General features: G+C 57.3%; 26 protein-coding genes. 5 read left to right on the top strand and 21 right to left on the bottom strand.

All coding sequences use genetic code 11. The annotated features are described in order from the left end of the window. Positions 1-15: 15 nt before the first annotated feature. The 10 genes from SE15_RS10560 to SE15_RS10515 all read right to left on the bottom strand — a co-directional run bounded on the left by SE15_RS10560 (position 16) and on the right by SE15_RS10515 (position 9,266). Positions 16-1,953, bottom strand: coding sequence for a c-type cytochrome (locus SE15_RS10560; RefSeq protein ID WP_054522076.1), 1,938 nt, complete (start codon positions 1,951-1,953; stop codon positions 16-18). After that, on the bottom strand, positions 1,950-2,489 hold the full coding sequence (locus SE15_RS10555) for a zinc ribbon domain-containing protein (protein ID WP_054522075.1): 540 nt from the start codon (positions 2,487-2,489) through the stop codon (positions 1,950-1,952). Before SE15_RS10555 ends, SE15_RS10560 begins: the two co-directional genes overlap by 4 nt. A 15-nt stretch (positions 2,490-2,504) precedes the next feature. Beyond that, positions 2,505-3,068 carry a TlpA family protein disulfide reductase gene (locus SE15_RS10550; protein ID WP_054522074.1) on the bottom strand — a complete coding sequence of 188 codons (564 nt, stop codon included), beginning with the start codon at positions 3,066-3,068 and terminating at the stop codon, positions 2,505-2,507. 30 nt (positions 3,069-3,098) lie between these two features. After that, on the bottom strand, positions 3,099-3,632 hold the full coding sequence (locus tag SE15_RS10545; RefSeq protein WP_054522073.1) for a cytochrome c-type biogenesis protein: 534 nt from the start codon (positions 3,630-3,632) through the stop codon (positions 3,099-3,101). Next, a complete protein-coding gene (locus tag SE15_RS10540; protein WP_083461884.1) occupies positions 3,629-5,686 on the bottom strand; it encodes a heme lyase CcmF/NrfE family subunit in 2,058 nt (685 codons plus the stop codon). The genes SE15_RS10545 and SE15_RS10540 overlap by 4 nt, the downstream gene beginning before the upstream one ends. An 87-nt stretch (positions 5,687-5,773) precedes the next feature. Continuing rightward, the gene (locus tag SE15_RS10535; protein WP_054522071.1) at positions 5,774-6,289 is read right to left on the bottom strand and encodes a cytochrome c maturation protein CcmE; all 516 of its coding nucleotides are present in this window, start codon (positions 6,287-6,289) and stop codon (positions 5,774-5,776) included. A gap of 268 nt (positions 6,290-6,557) precedes the next feature. Beyond that, positions 6,558-7,262: a 5'-methylthioadenosine/S-adenosylhomocysteine nucleosidase family protein gene (locus SE15_RS10530; RefSeq protein ID WP_054522070.1), complete on the bottom strand. Its 705-nt coding sequence runs from the start codon at positions 7,260-7,262 to the stop codon at positions 6,558-6,560. Next, a complete protein-coding gene (locus SE15_RS10525; protein WP_054522069.1) occupies positions 7,259-8,503 on the bottom strand; it encodes an MGDG synthase family glycosyltransferase in 1,245 nt (414 codons plus the stop codon). Before SE15_RS10525 ends, SE15_RS10530 begins: the two co-directional genes overlap by 4 nt. 9 nt (positions 8,504-8,512) lie before the next feature. After that, positions 8,513-8,746 carry a hypothetical protein gene (locus tag SE15_RS10520; RefSeq protein WP_054522068.1) on the bottom strand — a complete coding sequence of 78 codons (234 nt, stop codon included), beginning with the start codon at positions 8,744-8,746 and terminating at the stop codon, positions 8,513-8,515. Beyond that, positions 8,730-9,266: a CinA family protein gene (locus SE15_RS10515; RefSeq protein ID WP_083461882.1), complete on the bottom strand. Its 537-nt coding sequence runs from the start codon at positions 9,264-9,266 to the stop codon at positions 8,730-8,732. Before SE15_RS10515 ends, SE15_RS10520 begins: the two co-directional genes overlap by 17 nt. Before the next feature lie 92 nt (positions 9,267-9,358). Between SE15_RS10515 and SE15_RS10510 the strand changes: the two genes are divergently transcribed. Beyond that, on the top strand, positions 9,359-10,690 hold the full coding sequence (locus SE15_RS10510; RefSeq protein WP_054522067.1) for a glycoside hydrolase family 1 protein: 1,332 nt from the start codon (positions 9,359-9,361) through the stop codon (positions 10,688-10,690). Here the strand turns inward: SE15_RS10510 and SE15_RS10505 are convergent. Genes SE15_RS10505 through SE15_RS10475 form a run of 8 tightly spaced genes read right to left on the bottom strand, consistent with a single transcriptional unit; the run spans position 10,666 to position 18,723 of the window. Further along, on the bottom strand, positions 10,666-11,763 hold the full coding sequence (locus SE15_RS10505) for a [LysW]-lysine hydrolase (RefSeq protein WP_054522066.1): 1,098 nt from the start codon (positions 11,761-11,763) through the stop codon (positions 10,666-10,668). The two genes, SE15_RS10510 and SE15_RS10505, sit on opposite strands and share 25 nt — an antisense overlap. Continuing rightward, positions 11,753-12,967 carry an aspartate aminotransferase family protein gene (locus tag SE15_RS10500; protein ID WP_236690023.1) on the bottom strand — a complete coding sequence of 405 codons (1,215 nt, stop codon included), beginning with the start codon at positions 12,965-12,967 and terminating at the stop codon, positions 11,753-11,755. Before SE15_RS10500 ends, SE15_RS10505 begins: the two co-directional genes overlap by 11 nt. A gap of 20 nt (positions 12,968-12,987) precedes the next feature. Beyond that, on the bottom strand, positions 12,988-13,818 hold the full coding sequence (locus SE15_RS10495) for a [LysW]-aminoadipate kinase (RefSeq protein WP_236690022.1): 831 nt from the start codon (positions 13,816-13,818) through the stop codon (positions 12,988-12,990). Positions 13,819-13,841: 23 nt separating this feature from the next. Next, entirely contained in the window at positions 13,842-14,876 is a 1,035-nt protein-coding gene (gene argC, locus SE15_RS10490; protein WP_054522064.1) for an N-acetyl-gamma-glutamyl-phosphate reductase, read from the bottom strand. Further along, positions 14,873-15,739 (bottom strand): lysine biosynthesis protein LysX, encoded by an 867-nt coding sequence (gene lysX / locus SE15_RS10485; protein WP_054522484.1) that lies wholly within the window; start codon positions 15,737-15,739, stop codon positions 14,873-14,875. Before lysX ends, argC begins: the two co-directional genes overlap by 4 nt. A gap of 48 nt (positions 15,740-15,787) precedes the next feature. Then, positions 15,788-15,958 carry a lysine biosynthesis protein LysW gene (lysW, locus tag SE15_RS14215; protein ID WP_201778094.1) on the bottom strand — a complete coding sequence of 57 codons (171 nt, stop codon included), beginning with the start codon at positions 15,956-15,958 and terminating at the stop codon, positions 15,788-15,790. A 35-nt stretch (positions 15,959-15,993) separates the two neighbouring features. Beyond that, positions 15,994-17,439 (bottom strand): argininosuccinate lyase, encoded by a 1,446-nt coding sequence (argH, locus tag SE15_RS10480; protein WP_054522063.1) that lies wholly within the window; start codon positions 17,437-17,439, stop codon positions 15,994-15,996. A 24-nt stretch (positions 17,440-17,463) separates the two neighbouring features. After that, on the bottom strand, positions 17,464-18,723 hold the full coding sequence (locus SE15_RS10475; RefSeq protein ID WP_054522062.1) for an argininosuccinate synthase: 1,260 nt from the start codon (positions 18,721-18,723) through the stop codon (positions 17,464-17,466). 458 nt (positions 18,724-19,181) lie between these two features. Between SE15_RS10475 and lysS the strand changes: the two genes are divergently transcribed. Genes lysS through SE15_RS10460 form a run of 3 tightly spaced genes read left to right on the top strand, consistent with a single transcriptional unit; the run spans position 19,182 to position 22,100 of the window. Further along, a complete protein-coding gene (lysS, locus tag SE15_RS10470) occupies positions 19,182-20,354 on the top strand; it encodes a homocitrate synthase (protein ID WP_054522061.1) in 1,173 nt (390 codons plus the stop codon). Next, positions 20,351-21,586 carry a 3-isopropylmalate dehydratase large subunit gene (locus SE15_RS10465; protein WP_054522060.1) on the top strand — a complete coding sequence of 412 codons (1,236 nt, stop codon included), beginning with the start codon at positions 20,351-20,353 and terminating at the stop codon, positions 21,584-21,586. Before lysS ends, SE15_RS10465 begins: the two co-directional genes overlap by 4 nt. Before the next feature lie 22 nt (positions 21,587-21,608). Continuing rightward, positions 21,609-22,100, top strand: coding sequence for a LeuD/DmdB family oxidoreductase small subunit (locus SE15_RS10460; protein WP_054522059.1), 492 nt, complete (start codon positions 21,609-21,611; stop codon positions 22,098-22,100). Positions 22,101-22,163: 63 nt separating this feature from the next. Here the strand turns inward: SE15_RS10460 and SE15_RS10455 are convergent, their stop codons facing one another. Then, positions 22,164-22,562 (bottom strand): thioesterase family protein, encoded by a 399-nt coding sequence (locus SE15_RS10455; RefSeq protein WP_201778093.1) that lies wholly within the window; start codon positions 22,560-22,562, stop codon positions 22,164-22,166. A gap of 268 nt (positions 22,563-22,830) precedes the next feature. On the opposite strand from SE15_RS10455, the gene SE15_RS10450 reads away from it, so the two are divergent. Next, positions 22,831-23,565 (top strand): hypothetical protein, encoded by a 735-nt coding sequence (locus SE15_RS10450; RefSeq protein WP_054522058.1) that lies wholly within the window; start codon positions 22,831-22,833, stop codon positions 23,563-23,565. A 48-nt stretch (positions 23,566-23,613) separates the two neighbouring features. Here SE15_RS10450 and SE15_RS10445 read toward each other — a convergent pair whose 3' ends face one another. Beyond that, positions 23,614-25,005 carry a sensor histidine kinase gene (locus tag SE15_RS10445; protein WP_054522057.1) on the bottom strand — a complete coding sequence of 464 codons (1,392 nt, stop codon included), beginning with the start codon at positions 25,003-25,005 and terminating at the stop codon, positions 23,614-23,616. Further along, positions 25,006-25,686 carry a response regulator transcription factor gene (locus SE15_RS10440; RefSeq protein ID WP_054522056.1) on the bottom strand — a complete coding sequence of 227 codons (681 nt, stop codon included), beginning with the start codon at positions 25,684-25,686 and terminating at the stop codon, positions 25,006-25,008. It abuts the gene before it with no gap. Positions 25,687-25,750 lie beyond the last annotated feature (64 nt).

Below are 25,750 nucleotides of genomic sequence, written 5' to 3'. Positions count from 1 at the left end.
CCACGTCTTACCCTTTCAGGAGTCCTTAGGCTGTTTCAAGTTCCGCAGGCGGGCTTTCAATTCCTCCCGTCGTGTGCGGTAGGCTTCTTCTGGCAATTCACCTGCCCGGTAGAGATCATCCAGGGCGATGATTGCATCCAGAATGGCCACCGGGTCTTCGCTTTCAATCTCTGGGGATGGCTCCGTCCTCTGCGGAAGACGGACTTGTCGCCAGTACCACACACCCAGTCCCAAGGCCACTGCGATGAATACCACCAGTCCCACAATCAAACTATTGCCGGCGTTCAGGTTTAAGCGCCAGGGAAAAGCACGCCGCACCCCCAGCGTGAGATCAAGGGTTGACCCCGCCTGCAGTGCCGAAGCGGTGAAAACCTGCAAATTCACCCCCTGCACCTGACGCGTACCGATCGCCTGCAACTGAGGGCCGCTCAGGCTCACTCCCTCTTGGGGGGCCATGATCACCGCCGCCTCCACTGGCATAGGTACCGGGATGCTCAACGACACCTGGCGTGCCATCGGCAGTTCATATGCGAACAAGAGCTGGTGGCTCATCCCCGGATAGACCGGTTCGGTATCGCCAAAGCCGCCGCTGGTCGCCACATAACGCTCCCCCAATGTCCCATCCTGAAACTGGAGATTTTCAGCCCCGGCGGGGAGAGCCACAGTAAACACGGGACCACCTGCTTCGGAGGGCACCAACACCCGATCGCTCACATTGCTGTAGAGCAAAAGTTCCACCACCTGCAGACGCTCGTTGTTCAGCACGTCCAGGAAAACATGCATGCGATCTGCGTAGAGCACGGAGGTGTCGGTGGTGGTCTCATATACAGCCACCGAGAGATCAATCGGTTGGTCGGTCGAGGTCATATCTTGATCCTGGACATGATAAGCCTGGGACTCAAAGGAAAGGTTCTGATAACTTACTGTGGCCAGCAGAATCCGTCCAGGTTGAATCTCGACTTCGGAAAAGGTAAAACGTCCCTGCGCATCGGTGCGCGCTGAGCGCTCAAAAGCAGCGGTCATGCCATCAAAGGCCAGTAAACGCACCTCAACGCCGGTTAATGCCTTTCCCAGGGTTACGTTGTTAACCTGACCCTTGACCGTGACCAGTGCCACCGTCGAGGGCAAAGTGGTAGGAGCCTGCGTTGCCTGAGAAGCAGAGCCCGCAGGAGGGGTGGCTGCCAGCGGCGTGGCTTCCACCCCAGTAGTTCCTAGAGTAGGAGAGGGCGAAACAAATGAGAGCCAGCGCACATAACCCGCCACAGCCCACAGATCATCATCGCTCAAGGTCTGCGCAAACGCCGGCATGGCAGGGGTCACCCCCGCCTGAACCGCCTTGTAAATCTCGCGCAGAGAACGCTCAGCCAGGATTCCGGGCTCGCTTCGCCAATTCGACAAAGTGATGCCCAAAGATTTCGCACGTGGGCCATCTCCTTCGCCCTTCGGGCCATGGCATGCCTGACACTCCCGCGCATAAATTTCGGCGCCGCGCTGCAACATCTTCTCGGAAAGGCTCAAGGAAAGAGCATAGGCCACCACATCCCAGCGCTGACGGTCACTCAGGGAGCGAAAACCCGGCATATAGCGCTCCACATTACCCTGAGTCACCATCGCATACCAGGCGGCAGGGCTGGCCTCGCGGGCCAGTTGAGGATCGGCCAGCGCGGGTACCGCCACCGGTAACTGCGTGGCCTGTGGGCCATCCCCCAGACCGCTTTCCCCGTGGCAAGGCGCACATTTTTCGCGATAGATAGCCTCACCCTGCCGCGGGTCAGGAGGGACCAGAGGAAGCGTGGCATGAGTGGGAGTGGGCTGAGCAGCCACAAACGATTGTACATTGGGTGGAGGGGTGACATCAGCGGCCAGCGAACACCCCACCAGGCCGAAGACAAGCCAGACCGCTATGAGGATAAGTCCACTTATACGGCAATGACGGTTCATTAAGATGCTCATGCTCCCCCCTGAAGCGCCGCACCACACTTGGGACAGAAGCGATCATCACGCCGCACCGGCTGGCCACACTGAGGGCAAAAGCCAGCCACTTTACCCTGGCGCTCGCGTCGGCGCTCGGCTATCAGGCGTTCAATCTCATCCATTTCTTCGGGTAGGGCTTCACCCCTGCGTTCGGCCCGCCGTGCCGCCAGAGCGGCTTCCAGGCGCTCTTCGGCCTCGCCTTCTGCAACCGATACCTCGAGTTCATCCAGTTGACGTAGAACCTGTACTGCCGCCTGACGCATGGTTTCGCGCTGGACCGGATAATCCTCCTCGGGGATCTTTCCCAGGGCATAATCAAAATCCAGTTCCAATAAAGCATTAATCAGGCGATCACGCTCCGCCAACAGGCTGGAACGAAGGTGCTCGCGGCTATCCGCTGCTGCTTGCGCAGCCTTCGAGATTCGACGCAGGCGGGCATCAAAAAAGGGCTGGCTGAGGTAGAAACCCACCAGTAATGCCAGCGCCAGGATGAGAAACAATGTACCCAGTTCCATAAAACCATACACTCCTTATGGGGCCTGAGCCAGCAACTGGTCAATGACCCCGGTAATTTCGTTCAGCGTCGTAGGACCTTTCTTCACAAAGGCCAAGCGACCGCCACGATCAATGATATAGGTTTCGGGCACGCCCTGGATGCGGAACATTTGCGAAATCTTGGTTCGCAAATCCGGGCCGTTAGGATAAGTGAGGCCAAACTTTTCGATGAACGCACGGGCTTCCGGCTCGGTATCCACATAGTCCACCCCCAGGAACAACACCTCCCCTCCGGGGCGATAGCGCTGCCAGGCTTGTTCTAAATCAGCGGCCTCTTGCTCACATGGCTTACACCACGATGCCCAAAAATTGACCACGATCACTTTGCCCTGCCAGTCGGCTGTGCGAATAACCGCCCCCTCAAATGTGGTCAATTCAAACGCTGGTACCTTTTGCCCAATCGCGATCGGGCCGGCATAGGCACGGCGAAGCCCCTGACCGATCAGATATAGAAAGCCGATCAACAACACAAACGAAACCACAATAATCACAGGGGATAACGAACGCGAACCCGTGGTCGGTTTGGATTCGGTGCTCATCTTACCTCTCCATCTCTAAAATTCGGGCGCTTACTCGCCACGTTCGCGCCGACGCAACTCCTCTTCCAACTGTTGCAAATAAGGATCCTCTGCGGCGGATGGCGCATCCGCCCCCAAGGGGGATGAGGCGTTCAGAGACAGAGGTCGGCGCATGCTTCTGATAACGTTAATCACAATGACAACACCGATCAAAAACGAAAGCGGGGGAAGCACATAAACCAGCCAATGCAGGCCGCGGCGAGGCGGCTCTCCCAACACTCGATCCCCGTACTGCGCCACGAAATAATCCTTGATTTGTTGCTCCGTCCAGCCCTCTGCCAGTTTCTGACGGATCAACTCACGCCACTGGGCACACGCCTGCGTTGGACATACATCCAGAGGCACGTTTTCGCAGACGGGGCAGTACATGGTCTTGGCAATCGCATTTACCTCGTCATCGGAGGGAGTGGGCTGCTGGGCCAGCACCGGCTGCACCACGATCCCCGCCAGGATCAGCACAAGCATTGCCCCCCAAACCCAGCCTTGCCAGAAAAAGCGCACTTCGCCAGTTTTGATCTTACTCACGGTCTCACCCTCTGCGCCGCCAGGGATTGCGTAGCCCGAGCACGGGTTGGTTCGGCTTCGCGGTCCGGCCAGGCCGCTACCAGCGTCCCCAGAATGAAGACCAACCCACCTACCCACAACCAGTTAACCAGGGGATTATGGTAAACCTTGAAGGTAATCCCCTGGGCGGAGGATTGCCAATCCACCAGGAGGACGTAGAAGTCGTCTTCCATTGTGCTACGTACCCCTGGAATGGTCATGGTTTGCTGAGAATCGTAAAAGAAATCCCGACGTGGGTGCAACTCACCCACGTAGCGATCCCCCTTAAAAACCGAGACCACCGCCCGCGCCACGTTGCGTCCGTCCTGCGTGTCAAACACATCCAGGCGCTGGAAGAGCATGGTGTAATTTCCCAGGCGCAATGAGCCACCCGGCTGGACCGTCCCCTGGGTCTCCGTTTGGAAAAGTTCAATTCCGATGATCCCCAGCGCCATCAGAACCACCCCCAGATGGATGATGTACCCGCCGTAGCGGCGGCGGTTGCGCCCGGCCAGGTTCCATAATGCCCGCAGGTAATTCTCACCCGTTCGACGATGCCGCGCCACCACAGCCCGGTAGTACTCATACAAGGTCACTAACGACACCAGAGCAACCAGCCAGAAAGCCAGTAAAGCGCTCCACGCGCGGATTCCTCCTACCCACAAGCCAACGACAATCACCACAGAGGCCACCAAAGGCTTCCACAGGGCACGCCCCAACGTCTTTAGCGTCGAGTGCCCCCAGGCAGAAAGGGGGGCAATGCCCATCAGGAGCAACAAAGCAGCAAATAGGGGACCCGTGGAGCGTTCATAGTAGGAGGGGCCTACGGTTACCTTTTGCCCGGTGATGATTTCTGAAATGAGGGGATAAATGACCCCCCAGAAGCACACCACCAGAACGCCCATAAAAAGCAGGTTGTTGAGCAAGAAAAGCGCCTCGCGCGAAAGCAACGAGGTCATGACTCCTTCGGAGCGCAGATCATTCCAGCGGTATAGTAACAACCCCAAGGAGCCAAGGAAGGTGATGGCAATAAAGCCAAAGAACAGCGGGCCAATGGCACTCTGAGCGAAGGCATGCACCGAGGAAAGCACTCCCGAGCGAGTCAGGAAGGTGCCAAAAATGACCAGCGCATAGGTCAGAATGATCAAAATCATATTCCAGCGCTTGAAAAGTCCTCGCTTTTCCTGGATCATCACTGAGTGAAGGAAGGCCGTGCCGCTCAGCCAGGGCATGAAAGCGGCAATCTCAACCGGGTCCCAGCCCCAATAGCCCCCCCACCCCAGGACATCATACGCCCAGCGGCTACCTAAAATCAACCCCAATGAGAGGAACAACCAGGCTACCAGGGTCCAGCGCCGGGTAATGCGAATCCACCGATCATCCGTCCGGCCCGTTACCAGCGCAGCAATGCCAAACGCATAGGGAATGACAAAAGACACAAAACCCAAATAAAGCATTGGGGGGTGCAAAATCATCCCCGGATGGCGCAAAAGCGGATTGAGCCCGCGCCCCTCCATCGGCACGAGCGGCAAAGCCCCGCGCGGGGCAAACATCGCCACTGCCTGCCGACCATCTGGCATCTGCCAAAACCGAACAAAAGGATTTTCCACAAAGATGACCAGCCCAAGGAAAAATGCTAGTGTGACCAGCGTGACCACGATTACCCAGGGGAGGAATTCACGGTCTCGATCCCATTTGCGCAGTGTTACCGCGGAGGCAAAGGCTGCCATAAGCCAGGACCAGAAAACTAATGAACCCGCCTGGCCACCCCACAAAGCCGTTACTTTCAGATAAAGGGGCATGAAACTGCTGGTCACGTTATAAACATACTGCACCTCATAGTGACCACCCACCAACAGGGCCACCAGACAAAGCACCGCAAGCGTGATCAGCGGCCAGGTGAGCAACATGGCCCGGCGCCCACTCTCCAGCCAGGGCTCTGCGTGACGACGCGCCCCATAAATGCCGGCCACGATTCCATAAATTGAAACCACAAAAGCAACGATAAGCGCACCAAACCCTATTTCGGCCACCATAATCCTCTCCTCGTTTGGTCACCCGCGAAGAGGTAAGCTCAGTTCAACATCCCAACGCGGTGTGACTTTGGACAATCACCCGGCGCGTTAATTCCCCGCCTGTTCGGGCAGGGCTTCTTCATACTTGGTAGGGCATTTGAGAAGCAATTCCTCAGCGTAAAATACCCCATCTTCACCCAACTTGCCCGTGACAATGGCCTGGGCCTCATGACGCAGGAGGTCGGGCTTGACCCCGTGGTAGACAACCTTGATACGAGGTCGGGTGGGGTCATTCACCGCCGCGTGCAGTACAGCCGCCAATCCTCCCTGCACTTCAATTTCTTTATTATCGCCGGGCACGTGGGCAATCTCAAAACTCAATTGCAAGGATTGTGGATCGTACTGAATTGTGTCCCCAAGCACAGCCCCCGAAATGCGCGCCTCACGACCCCTCACTTCATCGGCTCTAGCCCGAAGTTCTTCTACAGTCAGGAAATATTGCGCGCTGGCCTGGGTGGAAGAAGCAATCAAATAAACAATGGCCGCAACAATCAATAAGCCACCCACAATAAACTTGGCGCGGTTGCCACCTGGCCTGGGGATTTCAACAGCGGGTTGAGACATTTGACCTCCTTTGGTCATGAAATATTGTACCGATATCTTGTCTAGCCCGGAATATCCGGCCTAATTATGCCATGCAAAGATTAACCAAAGGTGAGAACATAAGGCACGATGACATAAGAATTGATAATACGTACAATGTTTACTTTTTACCTCCAATTTGGCCAGTATATCATCTCTGCCATCCACCGACTACGGATAACTGGCACAAACAAATAGTGAAAATCATCACAAAATTTTGATATCAAATCAGGCTGGGTGGACCTTAGGGCTAATCTTTCAACCTTTTCTCCGCCCAGAGCAAAAGCCAGGTCGGGAGCGTTACCAGCAAGGGACGCATGACAGCCTCAACCCCTTGTTGAAAAACCTCAAAGGCAACATAGGCTTCGCCCCGGTGCTCATCCACCAGATCGCTCACGCCGCGCAGGATCAGACAGGGACAACAATTACGCGCTGCTACCCAGGCAATGGCCCCGCTTTCCCAGTCCACGGCCACTGCCCCAAAGCGCTCCCTTAGTATGGGGACTTCGCAGGGATCTAAATCATGATCTGCAGAGAGCAAACGCGCGCGGCGTACCGGCAGAGGAGCCCGCTCCCCCACCCAGGTGACATCCAAAGAAGTGGTGTAAAAATCCAACGCCTCCTGAGGATCCCCCATCTGCTCCAAAATATCGTAGATCAGGGTCTGCTCTACCAGGAGGATCTCTCCCTTCTGCACCTGGCCGGCGATTCCCCCACAGGTTCCCAGGTTGACCAATAGACGGGGCTGCCAACGATCAATGGTATACTGAGCCGAAGCCGCCGCCGAGATCTTCCCCCACCCCCCATATACAAACACCACCCTTAACCCTTCGATCTCCATTTCAAAAAAATCCCCGAAAGGGGTTTGCCCCTGCGGGGGATACGAATAAAAATCCGTGACCACCTGCCACTCGGCGTGGGCTGAGATTAACACCACGACATCTGCACGTCTCACTCAGCCTCCTCCGTCTCTGCCGCCTCGTTCCAGTGCACCTGATTCAGCCTGAGCAGGTCGAGTAGAGAGCGCCTTCCGGCCAGCTTGCCGGCTGCCTTACGCACAGGCCCAGTTTGGGCCGCCTCCCAAACCAATTCTGCCACCTCATAGGCCGCCAGCGGACGCCCTAACCGCCGCGCGTTTTCGGCACGCTGACGGAGCAAAGCCCGGTCATTCTGGAGCAGGTGCGCCAGAACCTCCAAAAACTGAAGGGGCTGCTCGACCCAATCTCCAGCGCCGTTTTCAACCACATACTGCATGTTGCCGGTTTCCTGACCGGGGATCACATCAATGAGCACCATGGGTAAACCACTGGCCAGGGCTTCAGTTACCGTGAGCCCTCCCGCCTTCGAAATGAGCAGATCGGCAGCGTGCATAAAAGCCGGCATCTCGCTTACATACAGGTACAAGAAAGCCGGCACATGCCACTCCACGCGTTGTAAGTCAGCATAGAGTTCCTCATCCTTGCCGGCTACCACCACAACCTGCAGGGGAGCCCCAAAATGATTCAGCACGTGCAGCATATCCATCAGCCCTGAAACCCGGCGACTCCCAACCGCCATGACGGTAAACAGATCTGGGTGCCAGCCCAGCGCATGGCGAATCTCGGGTTTGGGGCGCTTTTCCTGGGCAAAGCGTGGATGCACGGGAATGCCCGTCAAGCGCACTTTTTCCGGTGCCAGTCCATACTCCAATGCCAGATCATAAACCGCCGGTGTAGGAACCAGACAGTAATTTACACGTTCGTGGAACCATAAACGGTGCACAGTCACCAGGTCGGTAATGACGGTTAGCAATGGTACAAAGCGACGTGAGACGGTAAAAACCGCTGTCAGCGGGGCTTGGTAGAGCGGGTAGGTAGTTAGAATGGCGTCGGGGCGATATTCATGAACGAGATCCCACAGGACCTCAAACAGCATTACCGTCAGCGCCCCCTCAACGACCGCGCTGGGCAGGGTGGCATCGGAAACCTCAAATCCCAGGCGATAAAGTTCAGGCGCCTTCCGTACCAGAATGTCATAATCCGACTGGCTCTCGCGCAAGATGAAAGGCACTCGCTTGTCCTCCAACGGATTGAGAATGTGGACCTCACACTGCGCTCCAAAGCGCTCCTGCAGAGCAGCGGCGACCGCATTGGCCGCACTCCGATGACCAAAACCCGCATCCGCGGTCAGAATAACAATCCGTCTGGGACTGTCCACAGGTCCTCCTCAGGCCGGGTGAGTTGAACCGGCCACATCGCGCAAATACCACACGGTTTCGGCAGTATTGTGCCACAGTTCACAAATCTGCCCTTCAAGGCGAACCAGGTAGTGCTCGCCATCCCAGTCCACCCAGGCTCGTCCCCATTCTGTGATGGGGAGCACACGCCCCTGGTGAACAACCATCCAGGGGAGTTGACGCCCACCCTGGGTACGTAGGATCACTTCAACGCGATGACCCATATCCCTCCAAATAGTTCAGCAAAAGGCGCAGGGCCTGCTCCGCAGAGGAGGCCTTGTTGTGGAGCCGATCCCCCTCCCAGTGATATGACCAGGCCCACTCCCCCTCAGCCGTACTCAAAGCGATCCAGGTCAAGCCCACTGGCTTGTCGAGGGTACCACCGCCCGGTCCGGCAATACCGCTAATGGCCAGGCCAATCAGTTGCGCCGGGGTAATACCCGGCGGGCACAGGCGCTCTCGCACACCATGCGCCATCTCCAGTACCGTCTCGCGGCTTACCGCCCCAAAACGGATTAGGGTTTCGGCCTTTACTCCCAGCAAAGCCTGCTTGATCGAATCCGCATAGGCAATGACGCCTCCCAGGAAGTAATCGGAAGATCCCGGGACATTCGTTATGCGATGCCCCAATAACCCACCGGTGCACGATTCTGCCACTACCAGGTACAACCCGTGTCGGCGGAGGAGCAAACCAACTTGGGCACTCAGCTCATCATTCACGGTCAGAGCCAGTCCATCATCCATAATCAAGGGTATTATAAACGAAGCCCTCACCGGCGCGGGAAGGATATAATAAATCTAGTCCATAATCCCACATCACCAGGAGTGCCTCGCAAATGCCCCCAAGTGCCACCTACTACTTTCCTACCGGCTTTCTCTGGGGTACGGCAACTTCATCCCATCAAGTGGAAGGCAATAATACCAATAATAACTGGTACCTTTGGGAAAATGAACCCGGGCGCATCGTCCACGGGCATCGTTCCGGCCTGGCCTGCAATTGGTGGGGCGGACGCTGGCGCGAGGACTTCGACCGCGCCGCTGAAACAGGTCAAAACGCGCACCGCCTTTCGATTGAATGGAGCCGCATTCAACCCACCCCAGATCGTTGGGATGAGGATGCCCTGGACCACTATCGTGAGATCATTCGCGGCCTCTACCAGCGCAACATGACCCCGTTAGTGACTCTTCATCACTTCACCGATCCCATCTGGGTGTATGAAAAAGGGGGATGGGAAAACGAGGAAACACCGCGCCACTTTGAACGTTATGTTACCAAGGTGGTAGAGGCACTGAAAGACTATGTTTCACTGTGGGTAACCATCAACGAACCCAATGTCTATGTTTACGGGGGTTACCTGGGCGGGGGATTTCCGCCCGGAAAAAACGACCTGCGCACCGCCTTCCAGGTGCTAGCTCACATGGTCAAGGGTCACGCAGCAGCCTATCAGGCCATCCACCGCATCCAAAAGACCGCCCGGGTGGGCATAGCCCTCAACTACCGCAGTTTCCGACCTGCCCGAACTTGGTTTCCCCCCGATGCCTGGATAGCCGCTTTCTTGCACCAGGGCTTCAACGCCGCCTTTCCCGATGCCATCACGCACGGCAAACTGCGCTTTGCAACTTTTCGAGCCGAGATCCCAGAAGCCGCCAAAACGCAGGATTTCTTTGGCCTCAACTACTACTCTCGCGACTTAATCTCCTTCAATCCATTCTCAAAAAGCGGCTTTTTCTACACCGCACGATACCCTCAGGAAGCCGAACTAAGCGATACCGGTTTTCTGGCTAACGTGCCTGAGGGCATGTTTGAGGGCCTGGCATGGGCCAAGCGATACGGTTTGCCGATCCTGATCACTGAGAACGGCGTGGAGGATGCTGATGATGATTTGCGCCCGCGCTACCTGGTGCAACACCTTCATCAGGTCTGGCGGGCGGTCAACTTCAACTGGCAAATCAAGGGCTACTTCCACTGGTCCCTGGTGGACAATTTTGAGTGGGAACGCGGTTGGACCCAGCGCTTCGGTCTATGGGGGCTGGACGTCGAAACCCAACGACGCATTCGCCGACCCAGCGTGGATCTTTACGCCGAAATCTGCAAAACCAACAGTCTCTCTGCCGAAACGGTCCAGCGTTTCACGCCGGAAATCTATGCGAAATTGTTCCCGGAGTGATCATTGAAGATTGAAGCCAGACCGCGCAGGGCATGGGATAGAACCTCAACGGCCTTAAGATACTCCTCCACCTCAATGTGTTCGTACGGTGTATGATCCAGGCTGGAATCGCCCGGCCCATAAGCCAGAGTGGGGCATCCCCAGGCCGGTGCGGCCAGGTTCATATCTGACGTGCCCGATTTAAGCGTAAATGAGGGCCGCCCCCCTTGAGCCCGAATGGCCGCCAGGAAGGCTCGCACGAGCGGGGTATTTTTCTCTGCTCGATACGCGGGGATAAAATCTTCAATTAACCAGGTATCGCCGTTTGCGGCCGCGGTAAGCAAGGCCTCTAATTCCGGCCGCTCCAACCCCGGCGGAAGTCGCAAGCCAATTTGCAATTGAGCCCGCTCCTCAAATCCATTTGAATCGGAATGCATCTGGCGCAAAGTTGCCAGCAATTGATCAAATATGCCGGAGCGGCCCTGATTAAAAGTCAGCACTGCCTGCTTAAGACGTTCCCAAAACGCCACTGCTGCTTCACAGGCGCTTTCCGCTAGTGCCGCCGTATGGGCCAGAGTACGTCGAGCAGTAACCTGCACCCAGGCGCTCCCCTTGTAACCCAGGGTCAGGCGTTCCCAGCCGCTCGGTTCGCCGATGATCAGCATTTGGGGGCGATAGTGGGGTAACAGGAAGCGGGCCCCCCGTGAATCCCCCTCTTCGCCAACGGCCCCGATGACGACCCACTGCACACCTGGCATCTCCCCCACCTGGGCAACCGCATCTACAAAAGCCGCCAGCGGCCCCTTGGCATCCACAGCCCCCCGGGCATAGAGCCGGCCTGCTTCCAGACGCAACGGGATTTCTCCCGGCACGGTATCAATATGTCCCAGGAGCAGCACCTGGTAAGGTCCTGCACCCATCCACCCGACTGCGTTACCGATCTCATCCACCCGGGCACCCGTAAACCCCAGCGCGCGCATGCGCCCCACCAACCAGGCCACAGCCTCGGCTTCATTCCCGGTCGGGCTGTAGCGCTCTAACAACCCCACCAGGGTGGTCAAGCGAGTTGCCTGCAAAATACCCTCACCTTCCATTCTGGCCTTGCTCCTCAGCCCCATCCGGCCCCAAGGCGAGCACTTCTTCCAGCGTTTCAACCACCCGATCCAGTTGGGCTTCACGGATCACCAGGGGCGGCAAAAAGCGGATGACATTTAGCCCTGCCGAAAGCGCCAGAACGCCCCGCTCTTGCATCAGGCTCAGGTAAGGGGCCACCTTTTGCTTCAACTCCACACCTACCATCAGTCCCAGGCCTCGCACCTCACGAATAAGCGGTGAGCGGATTTGACGCAAGCGTTCCATGAAATAGGTGCCCTTACGCGCTGCCTGGGCCGGTAAATCCTCACGCTGTAAAATGCGCAGAGTCGCGCGAGCAGCGGCGCATGCCAGGGGATTGCCACCAAATGTCGAACCGTGCAAGCCCGGGCTGAGTGCGCGTACCCGTTCACCCATCAGCACAGCCCCCATGGGCAGTCCCCCAGCCAGAGACTTAGCCACACAAAGTAAATCGGGTTGCAGATCATAATGTTGATAGGCGAACATGCGTCCGGTGCGTCCAAAGCCAGTTTGCACCTCATCAATGATCAGCAGGGCGCCGCGTTCGCGGCACAGTGCCTGAACCCCGAGCAGGTAATCGGGTGTTGCCGGGTAAACTCCCCCTTCGCCCTGTACCACTTCAAGGATGACCGCCGCCGTATCTTCCCCGATTGCCGTCTGCATGGCCTCTAGATTGTTATAGGGCACATGAATGAATCCCGGCACCAGCGGCTCAAACGGCTCGCGGTATTTTTTATTCCAGGTTGCCGAGAGCGCCCCCATCGTCCGCCCATGAAACCCGCGCATGGTAGCCACAATTTGCTTGCGCCCGGTACTGTATCGGCTGAATTTAAGCGCCGCTTCCACCGCCTCAGTGCCGGAGTTGCAGAAAAACACCCGCTCCAATCCCGGCGTTAATGCGGTGAGTTCCTCCATAAGTGCCGCACGCTGATCGTTAAAAAAGGTCTCCGGGCAGGTAATCAGACGCTGGGCTTGCTCGGCAATGGCCCGTGCAATTTCAATGCGACCGTGTCCTAAATTGGCCACGCCCTGACCACTGGTGCAATCAATGTAATTTCGTCCGCGCTCATCCCACAGCCAGGCCCCTTCCCCTCTTACCAGGGTGATCGGCTGCTTATTATAGAGGCCCGAGGTGTGACGACCTTCAACGGCCTGAATCGAGTCCACCATCGTCAATGTGCTCATCACGTTCTCCTCCGTCTTTTCTAGGGAGTAATCCAGGTACCGGCACCCTGCAATGCTCTCACCAGCGGCTGGCCCACGCGTCCATCCGCAATGATGACGCGTCCCACTCCACCGCGCAGAGCCTCCTGCGCCCCCAGGATCTTCTTCTTCATCCGACCTTCAGCGTAACCCAATGCCCGTTCCATCTCAGCCAGCGTAAGGCGCGGGATGAGCGTGCTTTCATCCGGAAAGGCGCGCAGCAGCCCCGGAACCCCGGTCAACAGTACCAGAGTGGCTGCCTGCAGTGCTGCAGCAATCATGGCCGCCGCACGATCAGCATCCACATTAAGGGCTTCTCCCTGTGGACTAAGTGCCAGAGGCGCCACCACCGGCACATAGCCCTCCTTGAGCAACAGGCGCAACAGGCCCACATTGACCGTTTCAATGGTCCCGGTGTAATCATCGCGCAAGATTTTCTGACGCCCATTCTCTATAATCCGAATGGCATCCTTGCGCCGGGCCACCATTAATCGCCCATCCAGGCCGCACAGCCCCAGTGCGTTAATACCCAACGCCTGCAATTGCTCCACCAGCAAGGTGTTGACACGGCCGTTAACCGCTGCTGCAAAAATTTCCAGGGTCTTGCGGTCGGTGTAACGCGAGGTAAAACCTGAGGGTGAGGTCACAAAACGCGGGGGATGCCCCAATGCTTCTCCCAAGGCATTGGCTTCTGCTGATCCTCCATGCACCAGCACCATCTGCCAGCCCTCGCGCTGTAAGGCCAGCACGTCCTGGCAAATCGCAGCAAAGTCAACCCCTTCGGTACCTCCTAGTTTGACCACAAGGGTCTGCAAATGCCCATTTCCGTTCACACGCTTGCCTCCTCCTAAAAACATTAAATGGGATGTAGGCCGGGGAATGTCAGCCCCAAGGTCTCATCCAGCCCCAACATCAAATTCATGCACTGTACGGCAGAACCCGCCGCACCTTTCATCAGGTTATCCAGGGCACACATGGAAACCACGTGCCCGGTGCGTTCATCCAATTCAAACCCCAAATCAGCGTAATTGGAACCGGCCAGAATTTTGGGCTCCGGCACACGGTAGATGCCCCGCTGCTCTTTGACCAACCGCAAAAACGGGTTTTCATTGACCACTGCACGATAAGCGCGCCACAGATCGCGTTGGCTTACCCCGGCTTTCACCCGCGCGTGGGCTGTTGCCAGGGCCCCACGCACCAGGTCCACTGCCGTCATGGTCAGCACCACATGTTCCAACCCCATCTCCTGGATCACCTCTGCAGTGTGGCGATGACCAAAGGGGGAAAAGGTGCGAATGACCCCACTGCGCTCCGGATGATGAGTTCCGACGTTCCCTTCAGCGCCGCTCTCCGAAGATCCAACTTTGATTTCTACCACTACCGGCTGACTCGTATCCAGCAAGTCGGCACGCACGAGCGGCCAGAGTGCCAGGTTGGCTGCAGTGGCATTACAACCCACGCCGCTGGCGTAGTGAGCACCGCGCAGATCTTCGCGATGAAGTTCGGGTAGGCCGTAAACAAAGCGCCCTAACCAGTGAGGGGCTGCATGTGGCGCTCCGTACCAGTGTTCGTAATCTTCGGCGCGCTTAAGGCGAAAGTCGGCAGAGAGATCAATGATGTAGGTGGCCAAACCTGCCAGACGGTCAATCTGGTGCTGTGCCTCGCCATGGGGGAGCGCCAGAAAGAGAACATCCACCGCTTCAAGTCCGGCGGGATCGCTAAATTTAAGCGAGGTGCGCTTGCGCAGGTTGGGATGGACCTGGTAAACATACTCCCCCAGATGGCGACGTGAAGTCACCTGTACCACCTCAACCTCCGGGTGGTCCAGAAGCAGGCGCAAGACCTCGCCACCTGCATAGCCGGAAGCCCCAACAATGGCTGCACGGATCATGCCACCACCCCCACACGCTGGCGCGCCACCGCCAGGACGTAATCCACGATCATGCCCGGAATGTCCACACCTGTGGTAGGTACCGTAGTGTGGAATTCCATGGTGTGGTTAATCTCGTTAACCAGAAGGCCCCGCTCAGGGTGCTCCAAAATATCAATGGCTAACACCCCTCCGCCAACGGCTGCTGCTGCCCGCCCACAGAGTTCTTCCAGTTCTGAGGTAATCGGACAGATCTCACCCTGGCCACCTCGCGCCGTGTTGGTGATCCAGTGCTCCGATTTGCGGTAAATGGCTGCCACGGTGCGATCTCCCAGCACAAAAGCCCGAATATCGCGTCCCGGCTTTTCAATGTACTCCTGGATGTAAAAGATCTGGTGTTGGTAAGACCCCAAGACTTCCTTGTGTTCCAGAATGGCTTCCGCCGCATCACGATCATTGATTTTCGACAGCAGGCGTCCCCATGAACCCACTACGGGCTTGAGCACTACCGGATACCCCAATTGTTCAATGGCCTCTAAGGCTGCCTCCGCTGTAAAAGCCACCACCGTGCGCGGCTGTGGGATGCCCGCACGTGTCAGCGCTGCAGTGGTGGCCAGTTTATCCCCGCACACCTCCGCCACTGCCGCGGTGTTCACCGTGGGCACGCCCCAGGCATTGAGCACCCGCAGAGCATAAAGGCCACGGGCGTAACTGATACTGCGCTCCAGAATGGCATCGTACTGAAGCCACGGACCAGGGTTATCCAGGTCGAAGTGGACAAAACGGTCGTCCAAGCGCTCATAATCCACACCGCGCTGTTCAAGTGCCGCAAAAATCCACTTCTCCTCCACCCGTAAACGCGAATAGAGCACACCAATACGCAAACGATGATGGTTCATCGGTACACCTCGCAACAAGCAGTCTGGTGGGGCTTACTCGCCCCAGTCTTCGGCTTCCATGGGCGCCAGTTCGAGGGTAAACGGCTCCAATGCGGTCACTTCAAGATCAACTCCACAGTCAGGGCAAACCAGAATTTCACCCAATTGCACCTCTTCGTTCACCTCAATCAGGGCTTCACATTCAGGGCAGTGTGTGGACATCATCGTGTACCTCCTTTTGAGAAAGTTTTAAGTTCTGACTAAGATCTGGAAGTGCGCTCTTCACGCACGTTCTCACTGCTATCCGGGAGCACCCGCTGCAGCAGCGCTGCCCGCGCCGCATGCAGTTGGGTGCGAACCGCCAAAGGGCCACTTCCTCCGCTCAGGTTGCGCCGGGCCAGACTATGGCGTGGCTGCAGGATCGCCAACGCACGCTCATCCAGCAACGGGTGAATGGCCAGCAATGCTTCCTGATCCAGGGCGTCCAGGCTCTGCCCACGTGCCAACGCCAGGCGTACAACCTGCCCCACCACGGCATGGGCCTCACGGAAGGGCAGGCCCTGTTCCACCAGATAATCCGCCAGGTCGGTAGCCATCAGTTCAGCACTCACCGCACCCTGCATACGTTCCGCCCTGACCCGTAAGGCACGTATCGCGGCAGCCAGCACGGGCAAGACGCTGAGCAGGGTATCCATGGCGCCAAAGACCTGTGCCTTATCCTCCTGAAGATCTTTGTTGTAGGCTAGCGGCAGTCCCTTGAGTACCGCCAGCAATGCAGTCAGATGCCCCAACAGAGTACCGGCTTTCGCACGGGTCAACTCGAACAGATCGGGGTTTTTCTTCTGGGGCATCAGGCTGGAGCCCGTGGCAAAGGCGTCGGGGATCTCCAGGAACCCAAATTCCTGACTACAGAAGAGAATCACCATCTCGGCTAACTGGCTAAGGTGAATTCCCAGCATAGCCGCCACAAAGAGAAATTCAGCCGCAAAATCGCGATCGGCTACTGCATCCAGGCTGTTGGAAGCCACCGCCAGAAAGCCCAGGCGCCGCGCCAGATGCTCCCGATCAATCGGGAATCCCGAACCGGCCAGTGCCGCCGCTCCCATCGGCATGACCGCGATGCGCGGGTAGAGATCCCCCAGGCGTTGGCGGTCGCGTTCCAGCGGCCAGAAATACGCCAGCCACCAGTGCGCCAGCAGGACCGGCTGAGCACGTTGTAGATGAGTGTAGCCCGGCAGATAGAGATCTCCGCTTGCTTCAGCCTGGTCCAACAGGGCTTTTTGCACCTCCAACAAAGCCCCCTCCAGGGCGCCCAACTGCTCCATCAACCAGAGGCGTAAATCGGTGGCCACCAAGTCATTGCGACTGCGCCCGGTTGCAATCTTCCCCCCCAGGGGGCCCACCAACTCGCGCAGGCGGCGCTCGACTGCCGTGTGAATGTCCTCATCCGTCGGCTGGAACACAAAATTACCCGATTGAAATTCCTGCCTGAGGGTTTCCAAACCCGCTACCAGGGCGGCGCGTTCGGCAGCACTTAATACCCCGGCTTCCTCCAGCGCCTCAGCCCAGACTTGGTTGACGCGTACGTCCACCAGCGCCAGACGGCGATCCACACTCAGCGAAGCATTCAGTGCCCATGCAGCCGCATCCATGGGCTGTTCAAAGCGCCCGGCCCACAGGGGAGAGGAAGCAGAGGTCTCAGCCATGTCCAAAACTCCCAACCAGCGTGTTCAATCCCGTTTGAAGCGGCTGTAATCCGGCTTGGGCATCTCCAACCCCGAAACCGGCAGGCCGTTCAGCGCACGCACTTTCAACGGTAGGCCAAACAGGTTGATAAATCCTTTTGCGTCGGATTGGTTGTACACATCGTCCTGTCCAAACGTGGCAAAATCCTCGCGGTACAGACTGAAGGGACTGGTGCGACCGGCCACAATGATGTTGCCTTTGTAGAGTTTGAGCCGCACCGTGCCCGTTACCGGTCCCTGGGTGCTATCCACAAAAGCGTCCAGGGCTTCGCGCAAGGGCGAGAACCACATACCGCTGTAAACCAGTTCAGCGTATTTGAGCGCCACCAGGTCCTTGAAGTGCAGTGTGTCGCGATCCAGAACCAGCGATTCCAATTCACGGTGAGCGGCCATCAGTATGGTGCCACCCGGCGTCTCATACACTCCCCGCGACTTCATCCCCACCAGACGGCTCTCCACCAGATCAACCCGCCCGATGCCGTGATGCCCGCCTACTGCGTTAAGGTGGTTAATGATTTGAGCCGGTGACATGGTCACCCCGTTGACTGCCACTGGCGTCCCAGATTCAAAAGAAATCTCGATGTACTCCGGCTCGTCCGGGGCACTCTCGGGGGACGTTGAGATTAGGTACATCCCCTCTTCCGGCTCATTCCACGGGTCCTCCAGAGGCCCACCCTCGTGCGAAAGGTGCCACAGGTTGCGATCGCGGCTGTAAATGGACTTTTCAGTAGCTGTCACCGGGATATTGCGCTCGCGAGCGTAACGGATGGCGTCCTGGCGGGAGCGAATGTCCCATTCGCGCCAGGGAGCAATCACCTTCAGACGCGGGTCCAAGGCCATGTAGGTCAATTCAAAACGCACTTGATCGTTCCCCTTGCCAGTCGCACCGTGCGCCACCGCATCTGCCCCTACTTCATGGGCCACTTCCACCTGATGTTTGGCGATGAGGGGTCGCGCGATGGACGTACCCAGCAAGTATTTGCGCTCATAAACAGCCCCCGCCCTCAGCACACGGAACAGGTAATCGCGCGCAAATTCTTCTTTCAAATCACGGATGATCAAACGGCTGGCGCCACTACGCAATGCCTTTTCTTCCAGTCCCTCCAGTTCCTCACCCTGGCCGATGTCGGCCGTGAAGCAAACCACTTCGCACCCATAGTTTTCACGTAGCCAGGGAACAATGACCGAGGTATCCAGTCCCCCTGAGTAGGCCAGCACGACTCGTTTGACTTGCGCTTTTACCATCACGTCCTCCTGAGGATATAAGATAAGACCCCTCCTTGTTGGGAAGGAGGGGTCCTTTGGGCTGGTGTTAGGATTCAACGACTCAACGGGCTAACCAAACAACAAAACCCCGCCTTCCCGCGCAGAGGTGGGCTTTGGACGACGGGTACGTGGCAGGGTGAAGAACGTCTGGCTAAACATTGGGCATAAATTTACTACGTACTTCTCGGGCTGTCAAGGATTTCCAGCATTTTTTAAGGTTAAATTCTTGACAAAATCGGCTCAAGTCCCTATAATCGCGCCCAATCATGAACAACGCTATTCCCACCTTGATTTCGGAATTGAAGAAGGGCAAGAAGATCCAGCGGACACCCCACCGGTAGTCTGGCGGGTTCGGCTTGCCCTATATCTTAGCCCACAAACTCCCTCACCAGACACCGGTGAGGGAGTTTTCATTTATCCCCTAAAAGGAGGTTGCTATGAGTCTGGAACACTATTTCATCATTGACTCAACCCTACGTGAGGGAGAACAGTTTGTCAACGCCTTTTTCACCCCCGAACAGAAGGTGGAAATTGCACAAATGCTGGATGCCTTCGGGGTCGAGTACATCGAAGTAACCACCCCGCTCGCCTCGCCTCAAAGCGAAAAGGATTGTCGCATGCTGGCCCGGTTGGGCTTGCGGGCTAAGGTTCTCACTCACGTGCGCTGCAACCTTGAAGACGCCAAGCGCGCCGTTGATACCGGTGTGCAAGGAGTTGACCTGGTAATCGGAACCTCCTCCAAATTACGTCAGTTCAGCCATCATCTTACGATTGATGAGATTATTGACCGGGCTCAGGAGGTATTGGCCTTCTTGAGCACCCAGGGCGTTGAAATGCGCTTTAGCACCGAGGATAGCCTGCGCAGTGATCCCCAGGACCTTTTCCGGATTTACGAAGCGGTGGATCAGATGGGGGTGCACCGCGTGGGCATCGCCGACACGATTGGTATTGGCACCCCGCATCAGATCTATGCACTGGTCTCCGCCTTGCGCCAGCGCATCCGCGCAGATATTGAATTCCACGGCCACAACGACACCGGCTGTGCCATTGCAAACGCCTATGCGGCGCTGGAAGCAGGTGCCACCCATGTGGACACCAGCGTCCTTGGCATCGGCGAACGCAATGGCATCACCCCCCTGGGAGGACTGATCGCCCGCCTGTACGGAACCAGTCCTCAGTTAGTGGCCAAATACAATTTGCCCCTGCTGGTCCATTTGGACCGGCGTGTGGCAGAAATCGTTGGGGTGGACATCCCGTTCAACAATTACATCACTGGTTTTGCGGCTTTTACCCATAAGGCTGGCATCCATGCAAAGGCCGTGCTCAACGACCCCAGCACCTACGAAGTGCTGCGCCCAGAAGATTTCGGCCTCACGCGTTACATCCATGTGGCGCATCGCCTGACCGGCTGGAACGCCATCCGGCACCGCGCCGAGCAATTGGGAGTCAACCTGAGCGACGAACAAATCCGCGAGATCACGCGCCAGATCAAAGCCCTGGCCGATGTGCAGGCACTCACCCTAGATGAAGTTGACCGTATGTTATGGCAAGCCCACTACCACAATCTGGAATCCAACCCCACACCCCTTTCCTCCGGAGGTATCGCATGAGCCAGACTCTGAGCGAAAAAATCCTCTCACACGCCGCCGGCCATGAGGTTCGCGCTGGCGACTTTGTGGTCATTCGCCCGGATGTGGTGATGTCCCACGATTCGCTTACCCCCTCGATTCTCAAAATTTTCCACGAACAGTTAGGCGCAAGCCGCGTAGCGGATCCCCAGCAATTGGTGTTCACCATGGACCACGTGGTTCCTGCCGCCACGGTGAGCATTGCTAATGATCAAAACCGCGTGCGCCGCTTTGCCGCCGAGCAGGGTATTCGCCTTTTTGAGGTTGGGCGGGGCATCTGTCACCAGGTGCTGGTAGAAGAACGCATTGCCACCCCCGGAAAGGTAATCATCGGCTCCGACTCACACTCCACCGCCTACGGGGCTGTTGGCGCGTTCGGATGTGGCATGGGCTCCACCGATATTGCCCTGGCCTGGGCCACTGGACAAACCTGGCTACGTGTACCCGAAACCCTGCGGGTGATCCTGCGGGGGCGTTTCCGCCCTTGGGTCGAAGCCAAGGACCTGGCACTGCGCCTATGCCGAGAGGTGGGGCTGGATGGGGCTAACTACATGGCCGTGGAATACCATGGCGCCCCCTGGATGAGCCTGCCGGAACGCCAAACGCTGGCGAGCATGGCCATAGAGATTGGGGCCAAAGCCGGTATCTTTCCGCCCGACCCCAGCCTGGGCGAGGAATTCCCCATTCCGGAATGGCTCACCGTAGACGAATCCGCCGCCTATGCCCGCACCCTTCACATCAACCTGGATGAGTTGCAACCCCAGGTTGCGCTGCCTCACACGGTGGAAAATGTGGTGGACCTGAGCGAAATTAGCAACCAGCGCGTTAGCGTCGTATTCCTGGGCACCTGCACCAACGGACGCTACGAGGATCTGGCCACAGCGGCACGCATTCTGCGCGGGCGGCGAGTAGCGCCGGGTGTGCGCTTTATCGTCACGCCGGCTTCCCAGCAGGCCCTGGCACGCGCGGCGGCTGATGGTAGTCTCCAGACGTTAATCGAAGCCGGGGCTGTGCTGACCACCCCTGGCTGTGGCCCCTGCATGGGACGCCACCATGGCGTGCTGGGAGAAGATGACGTGTGCCTTTCAACCGGCAACCGCAACTTCCGAGGGCGCATGGGCTCACCCGAAGCGCGCATTTTCCTAGCATCCCCGGCCGTGGCTGCAGCCAGCGCGGCTACCGGCTACATTACCGATCCGGCTACCCTGTCTTAATCCTGACTGTGGAGGAATCCCCATGGCACGCATCTGGAAGTTTGGCGATAACGTGGATACCGATCAGATTGTACCGGGGCGTTATGCCCCCTACATGCGCCCTAATGCCGACCTGGCCTCAGCGGCCTTCATTGAGGCCCGGCCTGATTTTGCCGAACAGGCCCAAGCAGGCGATATTATTGTCGCCGGGCGCAACTTCGGGTGTGGTTCATCACGTGAATATGCAGCGGAGGCGCTCAAAAAACGCGGCATCGCGGCAATCATTGCCGTGTCCTTTGCCCGTATCTTTTTCCGCAATGCCATCAACCTCGGTCTGCCCCTCTTTGAAGCCGCCGAGGTGGTCGCAGCGGTTCATGATGGCGATTTGGCCGTGCTCGATCCCCACACCTGGCAATTTCAGGTGGGCGAGACACATTGGCAATTGCCTCCCCCACCCCCTTTCTTCCGCCAGATCCTGGAAGCGGGCGGCATTGTGGCTTACGTCCAACGCCACCAACACTTCCCGCAGGGGTGATTTTAGAAAAAAACCGATTATAGGGGGCAGGCCCTGTCAGGGTCGGGTCTGCCCCGCTCCCAATTATTTTGAGGCGGCTTTTTGGGCCAGACGCTCTTCGAAGCGAGCACGCTCAATGATGAATCGTTCGTGTTCACCTTCGGCAATCTTTTCCACTTCATCCCAGGCCTCAACACGAAAGCGCACACGTCGCCCCTCCACAGCTACCACCTCAGCCCGAAACCGCGCCTGCATCCCCAAAGGGGTGGCTGCCAGATGGCGCACATGGACCAGCGTCCCAACGCTGGTCTGACCCTCCCCCAAATGAGGGAGAAGGGTGTGGTGGGCCGCATGCTCCAGGCAGGCAATCAGACGGGGCGTGCTCAGCACTACGGGTAACGTATCATCCCCCAGAGCACGGGTGGTATCATGCTCCTGAACAGTAATCATCCATTCGTAACTTAATCCGGGCTGTAGAGCCATAATGTGTTCTCCGTGAAAAAGTTTGTCCCCGATTTTAACCCAACTTCACGCTTTGCGGTTTTCATAGATCACGCCTTTTATTCGCAATCTGCGTAATCAAGAGTGAGAATTGTTGGACAGCCATCCCTCCTACCACCCCACTACTCCCCATATGTAGGGGAAGGTCCTATATTGGCTTCTACCTATGGCGCTTGACACAATAGAACAAATTTTCTATAATCAAAGCAACTTCCCCTCTGGTTCCCTGAAAATGTCAAAAGGAGATGCCATGAACAGCCGATCGTTTTCCTTCACCCAATGGTTTTCCGAACTGGCGGGCCGTCTGCGCCTGCGGCCGGGGTTTCTTTTTGGGATTATCATCCTCACCGCACTAGTGGCCTTTGAAATTTTTAATTACAGCACTACCGACTATGCCCTGCGCGACCTGCTGGGCGGTCTTTCGTTCGCCGGTTTACAGTGGTCAACTATTCTTGCAATCGCTTTCTGCGGGATAGATTTCGCCGGCATTGCTCGTCTTTTCACGCCCGAGCAAGGATCTTCTGAGCCCAAAGAGGTCTGGTATCTATTTGGCGCCTGGCTGCTGGCGGCCACCTTCAATGCACTGCTCACCTGGTGGGGGGTCTCAATGGCAATTGTCTCCCACACACCTGCCAGCACCTCGGTCATTGATCGGGAGACTTTGATCACCGTAGTCCCCATCTTCGTAGCCATGATGGTCTGGGTCATTCGCATCCTTATCATCGGCACCCTTTCTGTGGCCGGTGAGCGTCTCTTTTCCACCGGCGATCAGCCACTGTTGCGCACCCCCCTGCGCACCCCACGTCCTGCCGCGACGACTGGCCCCACCGTGAACTCCTCTGCCTTTGCTCCGCGCCCGACGCCAACTCCCACCAACCTGAGCGCGCGATCCACCACCGCCCCCTCCCGTCCCGAGCCCACCTACCACAGCCTCAATGCACGCCCCAGCCGCAGCAACGAAGAGCGCTCACGCACCCTTCTATAGAGATTTCGGCTTCTCCTCCTTGCCCTGAGCCTGGCTACCCGGTGCGGCTTAGCCAGGCTCCTCTTTGCCTAAGATGGGATTTTCCAGCGGCAGATGCACAATAAATGTGGTGCCCTGCCCCAAACGCGACTTGACCTCAATCCATCCCCTATGGCTCTGCACAATACGTTGGGCAATTGCCAGTCCCAACCCATATCCGAAGGGAGCATTTTCACCCTCCTGGCCTCGCCCGCGGTAGAAACGCTCGAAAATGTGAGGCAGATCCTCCTCTGGAATTCCCGGCCCGCTGTCGCTGACACTGATCTGGGCTTCGCGACCTTCGCGCCGAAGTCCCAAACGTATCTCCCCTCCCGGCGGGGTGTACTTGATGGCGTTACCAACCAAGTTGAGCAAAACTTGTTTGAGCCGATCCTTATCTCCCAGGATGGTTAACGGCTCCAGTTCTACCACACGCAGGGAACGGGTCTCTTCGGCCAGGCGTTGCATTTGCTGGACCACCTCTGACACCAGGTCATCCAAGGGTACAGGCTGGCGTTCCAACGTCAACGACCCGGCTTCAGCCTGAGCCATCAACAGCAAATCCCCCACAAGGCGGGTCAGACGATCCACCTCCTGATCAATGGCCTGCAAGGATTCGGGATCAACGGTACCGGTCAGACGCATCAACCCAATTTCGCCCTTTATTACCGTGAGTGGCGTGCGCAATTCGTGGCTCACATCTGCCAGAAAGCGTCGCTGAGCGTGGAAAAGGGTTTCCAACCGTTCCAGGGTAGTGTTAAAGGCAGTGATCAACTGCCGAAACTCCACGTCCGTTTCTTGAGCCGCCAGTGGAATGCGGCGCGAGAGATCATCAGCGCGAGTGATCTGCAAAGCCGCCTCAGTGACAACCTGCAAGGGCGCGAGGATGTAACCGGTTCCTAACCAGGTGCCCAGCCCCACAATACCCACAGAGAGAATGAACATCATCACCAGCAGGGTTGCCAATGTACGCTGAGCGACCAACAGCAGGTCCAGGCTCAAGGCCACTTGCAAAACTCCCACCGGGCCACGATTGCTGCGCAACGGCACGGAAAGAACGCGCAGGTTCGTTTCGCCGCTTAAGACAGAGCGGTAAATGGATTGCCCGTAGGTTAGACCCACCGGATCAAGCGGTTGAGTGAGCCCCGCAGGTCGTGAGATTTGCAATTGCCCTTGGGCATCCCACACCTGGAAGAATAGAGTTTCCAGCGGCTGAAAACCAACCACAGCCCGCTGGTCGAATTGATTGGCCGGGTTGACCCGTAAGCGGCCAATCAATTGCCGAGCGGCTCGCTCCAAACGGCTATCCACCTCACTCAGGAGCGTTTGGCTGACCAGAATGTACACCAGCCCCCCCACAATGAGCAGGACGCCGCCCAGGAGTGAGGTGTAAAGAAGAGTCAGCCGCAGTCGCAGAGACATTTACTCTTCGGTTTCGCGCAGCACATAACCCACACTGCGCAGGGTGTGGATCAGGCGGGGTTCGCCCTCCGCTTCTAATTTTTGCCTCAGATAACGGATGTACACATCGAGCACATTACTCTCGCCACTGAAGTCGTACCCCCAGATACGGTCAAAAATCATCTCACGCGTCAAGACTTGTCGGGGATGGCGCATGAACAGTTCCAGTAGATCAAATTCACGCGCGGTCAGCGGAATCACCCGCTGCCCCCGACGCGCCTGCCGGGTACGGGTATCTAACTCCAGGTCAGCAAACTTTAGCACCGGCGCCCGCTCAGCCTCGGTGCGACGTAAAAGCGCCCGTACACGCGCCAGAAACTCCTCTACCTGGAAGGGCTTGACAATGTAATCATCCGCCCCCGCATCCAATCCCTGCACCCGGTCCTGTACCGTATCTTTGGCGGTTAGCATTAGGATCGGCACTTTGCTGGCTGCCCTCAGGCGCTGACACACTTCCAACCCATCAATGCCCGGCAGCATCCAATCCAGCACGACCAGGTCAGGGCGCGACTCTCGGAAGAGCTTCAGCCCGCTCTCTCCATCCTGAGCCGATTCAACTACATAGCCCTCATAGGTTAATGCGCGCCTGAGAATGCGCTGAATAGCCTCATCATCCTCAATGATTAGAATTCGCTCCTTCATAGGTCCTCCGCTTGTTGAGGATAATATATCATAACTTGGTCAAGGGATTTGCTCCACAGATAGG

Source organism: Thermanaerothrix daxensis, assembly GCF_001306145.1.
Classification (GTDB): domain Bacteria; phylum Chloroflexota; class Anaerolineae; order Anaerolineales; family Anaerolineaceae; genus Thermanaerothrix; species Thermanaerothrix daxensis.
The sequence above is the reverse complement of the archived record's forward strand: the minus strand, read 5'-3'. Positions and strand labels throughout refer to the sequence as shown.

Coding starts and splice junctions, on each gene's coding strand:
- SE15_RS10540 (WP_083461884.1), bottom strand. CDS start 5,686: ATGGTGGCCGAAATAGGGTTTGGTGCGCTTATCGTTGCTTTTGTGGTT.
- SE15_RS10515 (WP_083461882.1), bottom strand. CDS start 9,266: ATGGATGATGGACTGGCTCTGACCGTGAATGATGAGCTGAGTGCCCAA.
- SE15_RS10520 (WP_054522068.1), bottom strand. CDS start 8,746: ATGGGTCATCGCGTTGAAGTGATCCTACGTACCCAGGGTGGGCGTCAA.
- SE15_RS10440 (WP_054522056.1), bottom strand. CDS start 25,686: ATGAAGGAGCGAATTCTAATCATTGAGGATGATGAGGCTATTCAGCGC.
- lysW (WP_201778094.1), bottom strand. CDS start 15,958: ATGATGTCCACACACTGCCCTGAATGTGAAGCCCTGATTGAGGTGAAC.
- SE15_RS10450 (WP_054522058.1), top strand. CDS start 22,831: ATGAACAGCCGATCGTTTTCCTTCACCCAATGGTTTTCCGAACTGGCG.
- SE15_RS10510 (WP_054522067.1), top strand. CDS start 9,359: ATGCCCCCAAGTGCCACCTACTACTTTCCTACCGGCTTTCTCTGGGGT.
- SE15_RS10445 (WP_054522057.1), bottom strand. CDS start 25,005: ATGTCTCTGCGACTGCGGCTGACTCTTCTTTACACCTCACTCCTGGGC.
- SE15_RS10560 (WP_054522076.1), bottom strand. CDS start 1,953: ATGAGCATCTTAATGAACCGTCATTGCCGTATAAGTGGACTTATCCTC.
- lysS (WP_054522061.1), top strand. CDS start 19,182: ATGAGTCTGGAACACTATTTCATCATTGACTCAACCCTACGTGAGGGA.
- SE15_RS10500 (WP_236690023.1), bottom strand. CDS start 12,967: ATGAGCACATTGACGATGGTGGACTCGATTCAGGCCGTTGAAGGTCGT.
- SE15_RS10555 (WP_054522075.1), bottom strand. CDS start 2,489: ATGGAACTGGGTACATTGTTTCTCATCCTGGCGCTGGCATTACTGGTG.
- argH (WP_054522063.1), bottom strand. CDS start 17,439: ATGGCTGAGACCTCTGCTTCCTCTCCCCTGTGGGCCGGGCGCTTTGAA.
- SE15_RS10465 (WP_054522060.1), top strand. CDS start 20,351: ATGAGCCAGACTCTGAGCGAAAAAATCCTCTCACACGCCGCCGGCCAT.
- SE15_RS10475 (WP_054522062.1), bottom strand. CDS start 18,723: ATGGTAAAAGCGCAAGTCAAACGAGTCGTGCTGGCCTACTCAGGGGGA.
- SE15_RS10550 (WP_054522074.1), bottom strand. CDS start 3,068: ATGAGCACCGAATCCAAACCGACCACGGGTTCGCGTTCGTTATCCCCT.
- SE15_RS10455 (WP_201778093.1), bottom strand. CDS start 22,562: ATGGCTCTACAGCCCGGATTAAGTTACGAATGGATGATTACTGTTCAG.
- SE15_RS10535 (WP_054522071.1), bottom strand. CDS start 6,289: ATGTCTCAACCCGCTGTTGAAATCCCCAGGCCAGGTGGCAACCGCGCC.
- SE15_RS10505 (WP_054522066.1), bottom strand. CDS start 11,763: ATGGAAGGTGAGGGTATTTTGCAGGCAACTCGCTTGACCACCCTGGTG.
- argC (WP_054522064.1), bottom strand. CDS start 14,876: ATGATCCGTGCAGCCATTGTTGGGGCTTCCGGCTATGCAGGTGGCGAG.
- SE15_RS10460 (WP_054522059.1), top strand. CDS start 21,609: ATGGCACGCATCTGGAAGTTTGGCGATAACGTGGATACCGATCAGATT.